At 70.4% G+C, this 15,328-nt stretch carries 12 protein-coding genes and 1 riboswitch; of the genes, 11 read left to right on the forward strand and 1 reads right to left on the reverse strand.

What is annotated here, in order from left to right:
• Window positions 1-12 precede the first annotated feature (12 nt).
• The 11 genes from ABTX18_RS21725 (at window position 13) to ABTX18_RS21775 (ending at window position 12,704) form a co-directional block, all read left to right on the forward strand.
• A complete protein-coding gene (locus tag ABTX18_RS21725; protein ID WP_352124356.1) occupies window positions 13-669 on the forward strand; it encodes a SurA N-terminal domain-containing protein in 657 nt (218 codons plus the stop codon).
• 33 nt (window positions 670-702) lie between these two features.
• A complete protein-coding gene (locus tag ABTX18_RS21730) occupies window positions 703-1,665 on the forward strand; it encodes a nucleoside triphosphate pyrophosphohydrolase (RefSeq protein ID WP_352124357.1) in 963 nt (320 codons plus the stop codon).
• 64 nt (window positions 1,666-1,729) lie between these two features.
• Window positions 1,730-3,052 carry a cytochrome P450 family protein gene (locus tag ABTX18_RS21735; RefSeq protein ID WP_503061180.1) on the forward strand — a complete coding sequence of 441 codons (1,323 nt, stop codon included), beginning with the start codon at window positions 1,730-1,732 and terminating at the stop codon, window positions 3,050-3,052.
• A 106-nt stretch (window positions 3,053-3,158) separates the two neighbouring features.
• A complete protein-coding gene (locus ABTX18_RS21740) occupies window positions 3,159-4,133 on the forward strand; it encodes a transglycosylase family protein (RefSeq protein ID WP_352124358.1) in 975 nt (324 codons plus the stop codon).
• A 299-nt stretch (window positions 4,134-4,432) separates the two neighbouring features.
• Window positions 4,433-4,603, forward strand: a riboswitch (cyclic di-AMP (ydaO/yuaA leader).
• 4 nt (window positions 4,604-4,607) lie between these two features.
• On the forward strand, window positions 4,608-5,351 hold the full coding sequence (locus tag ABTX18_RS21745; protein WP_352124359.1) for a transglycosylase family protein: 744 nt from the start codon (window positions 4,608-4,610) through the stop codon (window positions 5,349-5,351).
• Window positions 5,352-5,703: 352 nt separating this feature from the next.
• Window positions 5,704-6,984 carry a phosphopyruvate hydratase gene (eno, locus tag ABTX18_RS21750; RefSeq protein WP_352124360.1) on the forward strand — a complete coding sequence of 427 codons (1,281 nt, stop codon included), beginning with the start codon at window positions 5,704-5,706 and terminating at the stop codon, window positions 6,982-6,984.
• A 101-nt stretch (window positions 6,985-7,085) separates the two neighbouring features.
• On the forward strand, window positions 7,086-7,556 hold the full coding sequence (locus ABTX18_RS21755; RefSeq protein WP_351395627.1) for an FtsB family cell division protein: 471 nt from the start codon (window positions 7,086-7,088) through the stop codon (window positions 7,554-7,556).
• 83 nt (window positions 7,557-7,639) lie between these two features.
• Window positions 7,640-8,173 (forward strand): DUF501 domain-containing protein, encoded by a 534-nt coding sequence (locus ABTX18_RS21760; protein ID WP_266779713.1) that lies wholly within the window; start codon window positions 7,640-7,642, stop codon window positions 8,171-8,173.
• Window positions 8,174-8,264: 91 nt separating this feature from the next.
• A complete protein-coding gene (locus tag ABTX18_RS21765; protein ID WP_352124361.1) occupies window positions 8,265-9,209 on the forward strand; it encodes a Ppx/GppA phosphatase family protein in 945 nt (314 codons plus the stop codon).
• A 435-nt stretch (window positions 9,210-9,644) separates the two neighbouring features.
• A complete protein-coding gene (locus ABTX18_RS21770; protein ID WP_352124362.1) occupies window positions 9,645-11,030 on the forward strand; it encodes an NAD(P)/FAD-dependent oxidoreductase in 1,386 nt (461 codons plus the stop codon).
• Window positions 11,031-11,399: 369 nt separating this feature from the next.
• Complete coding sequence (locus ABTX18_RS21775) at window positions 11,400-12,704, forward strand: class I SAM-dependent methyltransferase (protein WP_352124363.1); 1,305 nt, start codon at window positions 11,400-11,402, stop codon at window positions 12,702-12,704.
• Window positions 12,705-12,773: 69 nt separating this feature from the next.
• On the opposite strand, the gene ABTX18_RS21780 is transcribed toward ABTX18_RS21775, so the two are convergent.
• The gene (locus ABTX18_RS21780) at window positions 12,774-15,305 is read right to left on the reverse strand and encodes an ABC transporter permease (RefSeq protein ID WP_352124364.1); all 2,532 of its coding nucleotides are present in this window, start codon (window positions 15,303-15,305) and stop codon (window positions 12,774-12,776) included.
• Window positions 15,306-15,328: the final 23 nt, after the last annotated feature.

Consider the following 15,328-nt stretch of genomic DNA (forward strand, 5'->3'; position numbering starts at 1 on the left):
CGGGAGGCTCCTTTGCACCGCCGCCGTCGCACCGCGCTCACCCTCTCCGCCGCACTGCTCACCGCAGCGCCGCTCCTCGCCGCCTGCGGCAACCAGGCCCACCCGGGCGCCGCGGCCATCGTGGGCGGGGACCGGATCACGGTGGCCACCGTGCAGGGCCAGGTGGCGGACGTGCGCCGGGCGCAGGACACCTCGGAGCAGGCCGCCCAGATCACCAACCAGTCCGGCCAGCTCGGCCGCGCCAAGCTGCACGGGCTGATCCTGGACCGGGTCCTCGACAGGGCAACGGCGGACGCCGGGGTGACCGTCACCCGCGCCGAGATCCAGCAGATGCGGCAGCAGGCCGTCGCCCAGTACAAGGGCGAGGACGGGCTGCGCGCCGCGGTGCTCCAGGAGCGCTGGATCGCCCCCGGCCAGATCGACGCCTTCCTGCGCGAGCAGGTCCAGCTGACCAAGCTCGGCCAGGCCCTCGGCGCCGACCCGACGACCCCCGCCGGCACGAAGATCCTCGGCGACGCGCTGTCGAAGGCGTCCAAGGCGCTGAAGGTCGACGTCAACCCGCGCTTCGGCACCTGGAACAACCAGCAGATCCAGCTCGCCGATTACAAGGCCCCCTGGATCACCCAGGTCACCAAGCCCGCCCAGTCGGCCGCGGAGGCCGGGGCCTGAGGCGTGTCCGACGGCCGGGGTAGATTCGAGTGTGTGAACGCTGAAGACCCCGGCCGCATCGTCCTGCTCACCGCCAGCCACCGCGTCGCGCCCGGACTGCTGTCCTGGCCAGCCTGGCAGACCCTGCACGCCGCCGACCGCGTGCACTGCGCGGAACAGGACCAGCCGCAGCTGCCGTATCTGCGCGAGGCCGGCGTCACCGTCACGCCCGGCGTGCCCGACGCGCAGGAGCTCGTCGACGTGTGCGCCGGCGGCCGGACCGTCGTCGTCCTCACCGGCGGGGAGGGCAACCAGCCGCTCACCGACGGACTGGCGCGGCTCGCCGGTTCGGGGCGGGTGCGGATGCCGAACCTGGAGCTGCTGCCCGGTTCGTACGACCTGCCGGGCGCCCGGCTCCTCGACCTCGTCCAGGTCATGGACCGCATCCGCCTCGAATGCCCCTGGACCTCGCAGAAGACCCACAAGGGCCTCGCCAAGTACGCCATCGAGGAGGCGTACGAACTCGTCGAGGCGATCGAGGACGGCGACCGCGAGGAGCTCCGCGAGGAGCTCGGGGACGTACTGCTCCAGGTCGTCTTCCACGCGCGCATCGCCGAGGAGGACGAGGAAGAGCCGTTCTCCGTCGACGACGTCGCCGCCACCCTCGTCGAGAAGCTGATCCACCGCCACCCGCACGTCTTCGGCGACGAGACCGCCGAGACGCCGGAGGACGTCCACGCGCACTGGCTGCGCACCAAGGCGATCGAGAAGCAGCGCGAGTCCGTCACCGACGGGGTGCCCCTCGGCCAGCCCGGCCTGGCACTCGCCGCGAAGCTCGCGAGCCGGGCTCGCACCGCCGGCCTCGACGTGCCGCTCCCCGGCGGCGACGACGTCGGCTACCGCCTCCTGGCCCTGGCCGTGCGCGCCCAGGAGGAGGGCACCGACCCGGAGGCCGCCCTGCGCGCCGCGGGCCGCGCCTACCGGGACGCGATCAGGGCGGCGGAGGGCGTCGGCTAGCGGGACGCGACAGGGCGGCCGAGGGCGTCGGCCGGCGGCTGAGGGCAGCGGATAACGTCGGGGGGTGAACGACCGCCCCGCCGACGCCCCCGCCGGCTGCCCCGCCCACCTGGCCCCGGCCGCGCCTCCCGCGCCCGAACTCTTCACGTGGGAGTTCGCCACCGACCCGTACCCCGCCTACGCCTGGCTGCGCGAGCACAGCCCCGTGCACCGCACCACGCTGCCCAGCGGGGTCGAGGCGTGGCTGGTCACGCGGTACGCGGACGCCAGGGAGGCGCTCGCCGACGCCCGGCTGTCCAAGAACCCGGCGCACCACGCCGAGTCCGCGCACGCCAAGGGGAAGACGGGGATTCCTGGCGAGCGCAACGCGGAGCTGATGACGCATCTGCTGAACATCGATCCGCCCGACCACACCCGGTTGCGCCGGCTCGTGTCGAAGGCGTTCACGCCGCGCCGGATCGCGGAGTTCGCGCCGCGCGTACAGGAGCTGACCGACCGGCTCATCGACGGCTTCGTCGAGAAGGGCGAGGCGGACCTCATCCACGAGTTCGCCTTCCCGCTCCCCATCTACGCGATCTGTGACCTGCTCGGCGTCCCGAGCGAGGACCAGGACGACTTCCGGGACTGGGCGGGCATGATGATCCGCCACGGCGGCGGTCCGCGCGGTGGGGTGGCCCGTTCGGTCAAGAAGATGCGGGGCTACCTTCTGGAACTGATCCACCGTAAGCGCGAGAACCCGGGGGACGACCTGATCTCGGGGCTGATCCGGGCGAGCGACCACGGCGAGCACCTGACCGAGAACGAAGCCGCCGCGATGGCTTTTATCCTACTTTTCGCGGGTTTCGAAACGACCGTTAACTTGATCGGCAATAGTGTCCACACCCTGTTGGGCCACCCGGAGCAGCGCGAGCGGCTCCAGCGTTCCCTGGTCGCCGGGGAGACGGAGCTCCTGACCACCGGGCTGGAGGAACTGCTGCGGTTCGACGGCCCGGTGGAACTGGCGACCTGGCGGTACGCCACCGAGGCGCTGACCATCGGCGGGCAGCGGGTCGGCGAGGGAGACCCCGTGCTCGTGGTGCTGGCGGCCGCCGACCGGGACCCGGAGCGCTTCGGCGAGCCCGACACGCTCGACCTCGCGCGGCGTGACAATCAGCACCTTGGTTACGGTCACGGAATCCACTACTGCCTGGGAGCGCCGCTCGCCCGGCTGGAGGGTCAGGCCGCCCTCGCCACGCTCCTGAAACGCTGTCCTGACCTGCGACTTGCGGGGGAACCCGCCGATTTGCGGTGGCGTGGCGGGCTCATCATGCGCGGACTGCGCACCCTTCCGGTCGAGTTCACGCCGGGCCCGGTCCACGGTGAAAGTGACACTCTGTCAACTCTGTGACTTTCACGTGATCTCCGCTGCATCGACTTGTGACACACGTTCGAGTCCCGCTAGGTTCACCGTTCGACTCACCAGTCACCTCGTCAGTCACACGGAAGGCATCCCCATGGGCTCCGCGAACGGCAGACACCGTCGCCCTCGGCAGGCACCCGCGATCATCGTCGCCGCAGGCGTGACCGGCTCGGCCATCGCCATCCCGCTGCTCGGCGCGGCAGGCGCGCACGCCGCCGACGCCTCGACCTGGGACCGGGTGGCCGAGTGCGAGAGCGGCGGCATGTGGAGCGCCGACCTCGGCAACGGCTACTACGGCGGCCTGCAGTTCTCGCAGCAGGTCTGGAAGTCGTACGGCGGCGAGTCGTACGCCGAGCGCGCGGACCTCGCCAGCCGCTCACAGCAGATCGCCGTGGCGGAGAAGGTCCTGGACGACCAGGGTTACAAGGCATGGCCCAGCTGCGCGGTCGTCTCGGGCCTCGCTGTGGACACCGGGCTGCCGGGCGTGGACCCGGGCAGCGCGCCCTCCGCCGACCCGACCGGAGCCGCGGACCCGTCCGTGAGTGCCGACCCCGCCGACGACACCCCTGGGGCGGACGACGCGTCCCCGGAGGCGACGCAGCCGGCGCGCGGGGCCACGGGCCGGGCGGGCGACGATGCGGCGGACAAGGCGACGGGCGGGAGCGGGAAGCGGGACGCGTCGGCGTCCCCGTCGGCCACGCCGTCCACCACGCCCTCGGGTGACACCACCGAGGCGGGCGCCTCCGAGGCGCGGCAGGACCAGGGGCAGGCGGGCAAGCACCGCGGCACGCCGGCCCCCGAGGAGACCCGGGAGACCGGTCGCGGCAGTGACCGGGACGCGGGGCGGCACGCCTCGCGCGGTGACGGGGACGCACGCGACGCCGGTGTGGCGGCCTCTGACGGCACGTACACCGTCCGCGACGGCGACAACCTCTGGGCGATTGCTGACGCACAGAAGCTGCCCGGCGGCTGGACGGGGCTGTACGAGGCCAACAAGGCGGAGGTGGGCTCCGACCCGGACCTCATCCTCCCTGGCCAGAGCCTCGATCTCGGCCTGCAGGCCGAGTGAGTCAGGTCTGATGATCAGCTGAAAACACCCAGAAATTGGGGTAGTTAAGAGGCCTATGTCCCACTTTTGACCAAGTGAGACATGGGTCTCTTCGTGTGAACTGGCGTGTCTTGTCCGGGAGGCCCCGCCGCATCCGTTCCCACCTGCGCAAATGGTGGTTCTTCGGATGACCGGAAGGGCTGTTTATGCGGTATGTCCATCTTGGGATATGAGGCTCAGTGTGTTTACGGTCGGAACCGCTCGCACCGCGGGCCCCGTCGACCGTCACGCCGAATCCTGCCGTCGGTCGAAGGGAACAGACGCGTAAAGCGCCGTAGGCAGGAGCGGGGGACCCAGGTAGGCGCCGGGCCGATCGTCGCAGGACGCATCGGGACCGGCTTGGGGTTAAGTCGCACGCAAGGACGTGCGACCGGGCAACTCACTTGGCCCGAACCCGACAGCTCACCTCGCAGGCGTCGGTGAGGAGAAGTCTCGATGCTGCTCAAGAGCAAGGGCAACAAGCACCGCCGCCCGTCCAAGGTCGTCCGCATCGCCACGCTCGCCGGTGTCACCGGTGCCGCCATCGCCGTGCCGCTGATGGGTGCGACCGGCGCCTCCGCCGCCTCCGTGTCCACGTGGGACGCCGTCGCCCAGTGCGAGTCCGGTGGCAACTGGTCCATCAACACCGGCAACGGCTACTACGGCGGCCTGCAGTTCTCGCAGTCCAGCTGGGCCGCCGCCGGCGGTACCCAGTACGCGCCCCGCGCCGACCTGGCCACCAAGGCCCAGCAGATCGCCACCGCCGAGAAGCTCCTCGCCCTTCAGGGCCCGGGCGCCTGGGCCTGTGCAGGCGCCGGCAACCTGAGCAACGACGGTGTCGACCCGGGCGTCGACACCGGCTCCTCCGACGCCAAGTCCGAGGCGGCCCCGAAGCAGCAGTCGGCGCCGGCCGAGAAGGCCGAGCCGAAGAAGGCCGAGCGCGCCCAGGCCCCCGCCACCAACCGCTCGGACCGCTCGGCCGCCCCCAAGGCCGAGTCGAAGACGGTCACCACCCCGACCGGCAAGAAGGTCGAGAAGGGTGACGGCGAGTACAAGGTCGTCGCCGGAGACTCGCTCAGCACGATCGCCGCCGACCACAAGGTCGAGGGCGGCTGGGAGAAGCTCTTCGAGCTGAACAAGGACATCGTCAAGGACGCCGACCTGATCTACCCGGGTCAGCAGCTCCACCTGACGAAGTAAGCAATCGTCCGACGAAGTAATCGCCTGGCGAAGCAGCCGCCTGACGGGTAGTCGCCGGCGAAGCGGTCGCGGTCTCTCCTCGCCGATCGGTCCGGCCGCCCCGGCCCGGTGCGCACCTTCCCCCGTGCGTGCCGGGCCGGGGCCCGTCGCGTTTCGCGCTTACTCGTTCAACTGTTGTTGTTACTCGCCAGTAAAATTCTGGCGCTTTGTCCCGCTGTGCCTGCCCTTGGGTCCTTTTTCGTCCCAGGGGACGGGCGGTCGGCCGGTTGGGGCGGCCCGGCCGGTTAGGCTCTTGGCGCAAGGCCAAAGCGACCCTGCACCACCAGCGTCATATCCCAGAAGGAGATGCCTCGTGCCGTCCATCGACGTCGTCGTAGCCAGGGAAATCCTCGACTCCCGCGGAAACCCCACGGTCGAGGTCGAGGTCGGCCTCGACGACGGCAGCACGGGCCGTGCTGCCGTTCCGTCAGGCGCCTCCACCGGCGCGTTCGAGGCCATCGAGCTTCGTGACGGAGACCCCAACCGCTACCACGGGAAGGGCGTCGAGAAGGCGGTCTTGGCCGTGATCGAGCAGATCGGCCCGGAGCTCGTCGGTTACGACGCGACCGAGCAGCGGCTGATCGACCAGGCGATGTTCGACCTGGACGCCACGGAGAACAAGGGCTCGCTCGGCGCCAACGCCATCCTCGGCGTCTCGCTCGCCGTGGCCCACGCCGCCTCCGAGGCCTCGGACCTGCCGCTGTTCCGCTACCTCGGTGGCCCGAACGCGCACCTGCTGCCCGTCCCGATGATGAACATCCTCAACGGTGGGTCGCACGCCGACTCCAACGTGGACATCCAGGAGTTCATGATCGCGCCGATCGGTGCGGAGTCCTTCTCCGAGGCCCTGCGCTGGGGCGCCGAGGTCTACCACACGCTGAAGAAGGTCCTGAAGACCAAGGGCCTGTCGACCGGTCTCGGCGACGAGGGCGGCTTCGCGCCGAACCTGGAGTCGAACCGCGCCGCCCTGGACCTCATCGTCGAGGCCATCAAGGAAGCCGGCTACGCCCCGGGCAAGGACATCGCGCTCGCGCTCGACGTCGCCGCCTCGGAGTTCTACAAGGACGGCGTCTACGAGTTCGAGGGCAAGTCCCGCTCGGCCGCCGAGATGACCGAGTACTACGAGGAGCTCGTCTCCGCGTACCCGCTGGTCTCCATCGAGGACCCGCTGTACGAGGACGACTGGGCCGGCTGGAAGGTCATCACCGACAAGATCGGCGCCAAGGTGCAGATCGTCGGCGACGACCTCTTCGTCACCAACCCGGAGCGTCTGGCCCGCGGCATCGAGGAGGGCTCCGCCAACGCCCTGCTCGTCAAGGTCAACCAGATCGGTTCGCTGACCGAGACGCTGGACGCCGTCGAGCTGGCCCAGCGCAACGGCTTCAAGTGCATGATGTCGCACCGTTCCGGCGAGACCGAGGACGTCACCATCGCCGACCTCGCGGTCGCCGTGAACTGCGGCCAGATCAAGACCGGCGCCCCGGCCCGCTCGGACCGCGTCGCCAAGTACAACCAGCTGCTGCGCATCGAGGAGATCCTCGACGACGCCGCGGTGTACGCGGGCCGCTCGGCGTTCCCGCGCTTCAAGGGCTGACACGAAGCCGGGCGGGGCTGAGCGCCCCGGCCTCCGTCCGTCCCCGCACTCGGTCCCGTACCGTGTGCGGGGACGGACGTGCGTAATGGGGAGGCGGAGACATGGCCGCGAAGGACCGGGACCGGTTCTCCACCGCGACCCGGCTGCGGTTGCTCGGCGAGCAGACCGCGGCCCGCGTCTACAGGTCGCAGAACCGCCGTCAGGCCCGCCGCTCCCGGCTCACCGGCCGGGCCGCCTTCCTGGCTCTGATCGTGTGCTCACTGATCGTCGCCCTCGCGTACCCGATGCGGCAGTACGTGTCGCAGCGCGACGAGATCGCCGACCAGGAGCGGATGGCCCAGGAGGCCGAGGCGCGTACCGAGGAGCTGCGCGACGAGAAGGCGCGGCTCCAGGACGACGCGTACGTCAAGCGGCTGGCCCGTGAGCACCTGCACTACCTTCTTCCGGGGGAGACCGGTTACACCGTGGTCGACCCCGACGCGGTCAAGGAGCGCAACGGGAAGCCGGAGGACACCGACCGGCCCTGGCACTCCAACCTGTGGGACGGCGTCGACAGCGCCGACCGCGGCTGAGCCGCGTTTCCCTTCGCGTCCCTTCTTCTTGTACATCTGCAGAACCGCAGTTCGAGCAGTCCGATCAGAACCCCTAGGCAGGCATGGAAACGCCCCCTCCCCAGACCGAGTCCACCGCGCCCACCGACGCGGACATCGCCGCGTTCCAGCAGCAGCTGGGGCGCCCGCCGCGCGGGCTGCGCGCGATCGCGCACCGCTGCCCCTGCGGCAACCCGGACGTGGTCGAGACGCAGCCCCGGCTGGAGGACGGCACGCCGTTCCCGACGACGTTCTATCTGACGTGCCCGCGTGCGGCGTCCGCGATCGGCACGCTGGAGGCGAACGGGGTCATGAAGGAGATGACCGAGCGCCTCGGTACGGACCCCGAGCTGGCCGCGGCCTACCGGGTCGCGCACGAGGACTACATCGCACGGCGTGACGCGATCGAGGTGCTGGAGGGGTTCCCGAGCGCGGGAGGCATGCCGGACCGGGTGAAGTGCCTGCATGTGCTGGTCGGTCACTCGCTGGCCGCGGGGCCGGGGGTGAATCCGCTCGGGGACGAGGCGATTGCGATGCTGCCGGAGTGGTGGCGCAAGGGTCCGTGCGTTTCGCCGTGCGGCGCGCCGGACGAGGGCTGACCGTCCGTACCCGGGGGCGCTGCCCCCGGACCCCCGCTCCTCAATCTCCCCCCAGACTTCGTCCGGGGGGACCCCCAGGAGGCTTGAAGACATGACACGCGTGGCCGCCATCGACTGCGGTACCAACTCGATTCGTCTGCTCGTCGCGGATGCCGATCCCGAGAGCGGGGAGCTCGTTCAGCTCGACCGGCGGATGGAGATCGTCCGGCTCGGGCAGGGCGTCGACCGGACCGGGCGGTTCGCGCCCGAGGCGCTGGAGCGGACGTTCGCCGCCTGCCGGCAGTACGCGGCGGTGATCAAGGAGCACGGCGCGGAGCAGGTCCGCTTCGTCGCCACGTCCGCCTCCCGGGACGTGGAGAACAGGGACGACTTCGTCCGTGGCGTGGTGGACATCCTGGGCGTCGAGCCCGAGGTGATCACGGGCGACCAGGAGGCCGAGTTCTCGTTCGACGGCGCCACCAAGGAGCTTTCCGGGCGGGACGACCTCGCGAAGCCGTACCTCGTCGTGGACATCGGCGGCGGCTCCACCGAATTCGTCGTCGGCGACGACCGGGTGCGGGCCGCCCGGTCCGTGGACATCGGCTGCGTCCGGATGACCGAGCGTCACCTCGTACGGGACGGCGAGATCAGTGACCCGCCCACGGCCGGGCAGGTCGAGGCGATCCGCGCGGATGTCGCCGCCGCGCTGGACCTGGCCGAGGAGACCGTGCCGCTCACGTCGGCGGCCACGCTCGTCGGCCTCGCCGGAACGGTCACCACCGTGGCGGCCATCGCGCTGGGGCTGAAGGAGTACGACTCCGAGGCGATCCACCACTCCCGGCTCTCCCTGGAGCAGGTCCGGGAGATCGCCGGACGGCTCCTCGCGTCGACCCATGCCGAGCGTGCGGCGATCGGCGCGATGCACCCGGGGCGGGTCGACGTGATCAGCTCCGGGGCGCTGATCCTGCAGGCCGTGATGGAGCGGACCGGGGCGCGCGAGGTCGTCGTCAGCGAGCACGACATCCTGGACGGCATCGCCTTCTACGCGGCCCGCTGAGGCGTCCGGCGCAGGCGGTCGGAATGGTGCTCATCGGCACTCCGGCCTGCACTTCTGAGCTGCCCGCGAGCCCTCCGCGGGCCCCTTGGGAGACACGCCGCGACGAAGTTCGTGAACTTCTTCACAAGGAATTGGGCCCTCTGGGCCCGACTTCTGCACCGAACGGGTCCGCAGGAGGGTGCGGGGGGTCGCCCGGGTCGCATACGGGGCGGTTCCGGGTGCCTTGCGGGCGTGTGGACCGGAGGGGTGGTCCACCCTGTCCGGCGCCTCACAGGGCCAGCTCACAAGCGGTGAACAACGTTCGCCAGGGTGTCGTGGTTCCCCTGCCGGACCATGACCTGGGTCACGCGAGCGGGGCAGTGTAGCAGAGGGTGGGGGATACCTTGTGAAGGGGCTCACGAGCGTGCCCCCCGAGGGGGGTGGATACTCGATGGCATGAGCACCACGGAGCGTCCCAGGATCCTCGTAGTAGGCGGTGGGTACGTAGGCCTGTACGCAGCTCGGCGCATCCTCAAGAAGATGCGCTACGGCGAGGCGACCGTCACGGTCGTCGACCCCCGGTCGTACATGACCTACCAGCCCTTCCTCCCCGAAGCTGCTGCCGGCAGCATCTCGCCTCGGCATGTCGTCGTCCCGCTGCGACGCGTGCTGCCCAAGGCTGAGGTTCTCACCGGCCGAGTCACGACCATCGACCAGGACCGCAAGGTCGCCACGGTTGCGCCGCTCGTCGGCGAGGCCTACGAGCTGCCCTTCGACTACCTGATCATCGCGATGGGCGCCGTCTCCCGGACCTTCCCGATCCCCGGCCTGGCCGAACAGGGCATCGGTATGAAGGGCATCGAGGAGGCCATCGGCCTGCGCAACCACGTCCTCGAGCAGCTGGACAAGGCTGACTCGACGACCGACGAGGACGTCCGCCGCAGGGCGCTGACGTTCGTCTTCGTGGGCGGCGGTTTCGCCGGTGCGGAGACCATCGGTGAGGTCGAGGACATGGCCCGCGACGCGGCGAAGTACTACACGAACGTGAAGCGCGAGGACATGCGCTTCATCCTCGTCGACGCCGCCGACAAGATCCTTCCCGAGGTCGGCCCGAAGCTGGGCACCTGGGGCCGGGAGCACCTGGAGTCCCGCGGTGTCGAGGTCTTCCTCTCGACCTCCATGGACTCCTGCGTCGACGGTCACGTGGTGCTGAAGAACGGCCTGGAGGTCGACTCCAACACCATCGTGTGGACCGCCGGTGTGAAGCCGAACCCGGCGCTGGCGCGCTTCGGTCTGCCGCTCGGCCCGCGTGGTCACGTCGACACCTCCGAGAAGCTCCAGGTTCAGGGCACCGACTACATCTGGGCCGCGGGCGACAACGCCCAGGTGCCGGACCTGATCGGCCGCAAGGCCGGCAACCCGAACGCCTGGTGCCCGCCGAACGCCCAGCACGCGCTGCGGCAGGCCAAGGTCCTCGGTGACAACGTCATCTCCGGGATGCGAGGTTTCCCGCAGGCCGACTACAGCCACGCCAACAAGGGTGCGGTCGCCGGTCTGGGCCTGCACAAGGGCGTCGCGATGATCGTCATGGGCAAGGTGAAGATCAAGCTCAAGGGCCGTCTCGCCTGGTACATGCACCGTGGCTACCACGGCATGGCGATGCCGACCTGGAACCGTAAGATCCGGATCTTCGCCGACTGGACCCTGGCGATGTTCCTCAAGCGCGAGGTCGTCTCGCTCGGCGCCATGGAGACTCCCCGCGAGGAGTTCTACGAGGCCGCCAAGCCGGCGCCGGCCCCGGCCGCCGCCAAGCCCGTGGGCGAGAAGGCCAAGGCCTCCTGACCCCGCCCGGACTCCGGTCCGGTCCGCGGATCTCCGTATCCGCGAACAGCCAGTCGCACGAAGCCCGAAGGGGCCGTCCGCCATCCGTGGTGCGGACGGCCCCTTCGGCGTATCGCCGCAGGTCGGCGCGGTGACCGTCGCGGGAGTGCCGGGGCCGGCCTTCCCGTCGATGCATGTGCGGTACAGGCATTTTGCCGGACCATTGCGCAGTAGCGGGATGGCACGGCCGCCGGAGACTGTTGAGGGGGGTGTACCTCGCCGTGGCGCCCAGAAAGTGCCGTCCTGGGTTGCCGGGCGTGGTCCGAGACATGTGTGGGCATGTCTGGGCACGTTGGCACGTTGGGAAACACCATCACGGAGGTGTGCGCCATGGCAGACGCCGCATTGCGGCTGACCGCTCTCGCCCAGGAGTTGCTGGGAGAACCACTACCGGTCCGCATCCGGGCCTGGGACGGCAGCGAAGCCGGACCCCCCGGCGCTCCCGTCCTCGTCATCAGGAACCGCCGTGCCCTGCGCCGACTGCTGTGGAAGCCGGGCGAACTGGGCCTGGCCCGCGCCTGGGTGGCGGGGGAGCTGGACATCGAAGGCGATCTGTACGGGGCCCTGGACCTGATGGCCGGGCTGATCTGGGAGCGCGGCGGAGAGGCGAAGGACAGCGTCCACCCGGTCCGCGACCCGAAGCTGCGCGCCGCCGCCAAGGGACTGCTGAAGATCGCCGGCCCCTGGCCGCCGCCCCCGCCCCCGCCCGAGGAGGTGCGCCGCCGCACCGGCACCCTGCACACCAAGCGCCGCGACAAGGAGGCCATCAGCCACCACTACGACGTGGGCAATGACTTCTACGAACTGGTCCTCGGCCCGTCCATGGTCTACTCCTGCGCCTACTGGGAGGACGGCGGGAATCTCGAGGACGCCCAGCGCGACAAGCTCGACCTGGTCTGCCGCAAGCTCGCGCTGAAGGAGGACGACCGCCTCCTGGACGTCGGCTGCGGCTGGGGCTCCATGGCCATCCACGCCGCCCGTGAGTACGGCGCCCGCGTCACCGGAGTGACCCTCTCCGTGGAGCAGGCCGCCTTCGCCAGGAAGCGCATCGCCGAGGAGGGGCTGACCGACCGGATCGAGATCCGGGTCCAGGACTACCGGGACGTCAGGGACGGCCCGTACGACGCCATCTCCTCGATCGGCATGGCCGAACACGTCGGCACGGTCCGCTACCGCGAGTACGCCGACGACCTCTACGCACTCCTCAAGCCCGGCGGGCGCCTCCTCAACCACCAGATCGCCCGCCGCCCGGAGAGGGACGAGTCCGCGTACCACGTGGACGAGTTCATCGACGCCTATGTGTTCCCGGACGGCGAACTGGCCCCGGTGGGCCGGACCGTCGCGACCCTCGAGGAGGCCGGTTTCGAGGCCCGCGACGTCGAGTCGCTCCGTGAGCACTACGCCCTGACCCTGCGCCGCTGGGTCACCAACCTGGAGCAGGACTGGGAGCGCGCCGTGCGGATGACCTCACCCGGCCGGGCCAGGGTCTGGCGCCTGTACATGGCCGCCTCCGCGCTCTCCTTCGAGCACAACAAGATCGGCGTCAACCAGATTCTCGCGGTCCGCCCGGCCGAGGGCGGGGGCTCCCGCATGCCGCTGCGGGCCCGCGACTGGAAGGCGTCCGCGACCGGCTGACCCCGGACACGGCAGAGGGCCGGTAACCGCCACGGCGGTTACCGGCCCTCTGCCGTGTCCCTTCGGGGACTACTCCGTCTTGATCGCCGTCAGCATGTTCAGCTTCGCGGCGCTGCGGGCCGGCCACAGGGCGGCCAGCACCCCCACGAGTCCGGCCAGCAGAAGGAAGACAGCGATCCGGCTCCACGGCACGACGAGAACGTATTGCGGGATCTGGGCCGCCACGGTCTGGCCGATCGCCCAGCCGAGGAACATGCCGAGCCCGATGCCGACGACCGCGCCGAAGAGCGAGATGACCACGGCCTCCAGCCGGATCATGCGCTTGACCTTGCGCCGGTCCAGGCCGATCGCGCGCAGCATGCCGATCTCCTGCTGGCGCTCGAAGACCGACATGGCCAGGGTGTTGACGACCCCGAGCACGGCGATGATCAGGGCCATGGCCAGCAGGCCGTACATGATGTTCATCGCGAGGTTGATGGAGCCGCCGAACATGTCGCGGATGTCCTGGCGGTCCATGATGCTCATGCCGGGGTTGTCGCCCAGCGCGTCCACCAGGGCCTGCTCGTTGGCCGCGCTCGCGCCGCCGTCGGCCTTCAGCCAGATCTCGCGGATGTCCGCACGGTCCTCGTGCGGGGCCACGAGGTCACGGGGGATCAGCACGGGCGAGAGGAACTCGTTGTCCTTGAAGAGCGCGCCGACCTTCAGGTTCTCCTTCTTGCCGTCGACGTCGTACGTGACCGGGAGGCTGTCCCCGGTCTTCCAGCCGTGCGACTTGGCGGTCTTGTCCGAGACGGCGATCTCGCCCTTGCCGAGGGAGTCGACCGTGCCGGAGACGGTGTCGACGGTGAGCACCTTCTGCACATCGCCGGGGGTGACGCCGGAGGCCGAGAGTTCGGCGCCGCCGACCTTCAGCCAGACCGCCTGCTGCGGGGAGACCGCGCTGACGCCGTCGGCCTTCTCCAGGGCGGTGAGCGCCGACTCGTCGAGCGCGTCGCCGCTGGCCATCGAGACCATGTAGTCGGCCTTGATGTTGTCCGTCGTCACCTTGTCGACCGCCTGGCCGAGGGTGACGCCGAGCACCGAGATGCCGGTGACGAGGGTGAGGCCGATCGCCAGCGCGGAGGCGGTGGCGCCGGTGCGCCGGGGGTTGCGGACCGCGTTCTGGGCGGCCAGCTTGCCGGAGACCCCGAACAGCCGCCGCAGCAGAGGGCGGACCAGGGCGATCACCGGGCGGGACAGCAGCGGGATCAGGATGATGACGCCGATCAGGGCCAGGAAGGCGCCGCCCGCGATGAGGAGCTGACCGTTCGATCCGGCCTGTGCCGCGCCGGCCACGACCAGCGCCCCGCCGAGCAGTGTGATGACGCCGCCGATCGAGTTGCGCAGCACCAGGGACTTCACCGTGGCCACGGCGTACTGGCTGTTCATCGCGGCGACCGGCGGGATCTTCGCGGCCCGGCGGGCGGGCAGCCAGGCGGCCAGGACGGTGATCAGGACGCCGACGCCGAAGGCGGCGACGACGGTCAGCGGTGCGACCACCAGCGGTCCGGCCGGGATCTTCCCGCCGATCAGGCTCATCGCGGAGCGCAGTCCGGTGGCGAGGCCGAGGCCCAGCGCGAAGCCGACGACGGAGGCGATCAGCCCGACCACGGCCGCTTCGAGGAGCACCGAGCGCTTGACCTGTCGGCGCGAGGCGCCGACGGCGCGCAGCAGGGCGAGCTCCTTGGTGCGCTGGGCGACCAGCATGGTGAAGGTGTTGGCGATGAGGAAGATGCCGACGAACAGGGCGATGCCGGCGAAGGCGAGCAGCAGTTTGCTGAGGCCGCTCAGTGCCGCCTCGGTCTGGTCGGCCTGCTCGTCCGCGCGGGCCTGGCCGGTCTTGGCCTCGGCGTCCTTGGGCAGCAGCGGCTTCACGGCGGTGAGCAACTGCTGGTCGGTGGTGCCGGGGGCGGCGGAGACGGCGACGTCCCTGAACTGGCCGGGCCGCAGGAACAGCTTCTGGGCGACGGGGGTGTCGAAGAGGACGAGGCTGCCGCCGGCGTTGACGGCGCCGTCCTCGGTGGTGAAGACCCCGGAGAGGGTGTACTCCTTCACCGGGCCGTTGGTGGCGACCCGTACCTTGTCGCCGACCTCGTACTCCCCCTTCTTCGCGGTGTCCTCGTCCAGAGCGACGCTGCCCGCCGCGGTCGGTCCCGAGCCGTCGGTGAAGGTGTACTGCGCGTCCTTGCCGTCCTTGCCGGGGGCGAAGTTGGAACCGGTGTTGGTCCAGCCGTTGCCGATGAGCTTGCCGTCGGGGTCCGCGACGCCGGCGAAGCCGTCGACCCGGCCGGTGGCGGTGGCGACGCCGTCCAGGGCCTCGATCTTCTTCAGGGTGGCGGCGTCGATGGCGGGGCTCTTCGGGTCGCGCTGGTCGGCGTGGGTGGTGACGGCGACGGCGATGTCGTCGTAGCTCTTGGCCGACTGGTTGCGGAAGGCGTTGCCGAGGGTGTCGGTGAAGACCAGGGTGCCGGAGACGAAGGCCACGCCGAGCATCACGGCGAGGACGGTCATCAGCAGCCTGGCCTTGTGCGAGAGCACATTGCGCAGGGCGGTACGGAACATGTCTGTCAGTCCTGGGAGGGGAG

This window comes from Streptomyces sp. NPDC096323 (assembly GCF_040302845.1).
Classification (GTDB): domain Bacteria; phylum Actinomycetota; class Actinomycetes; order Streptomycetales; family Streptomycetaceae; genus Streptomyces.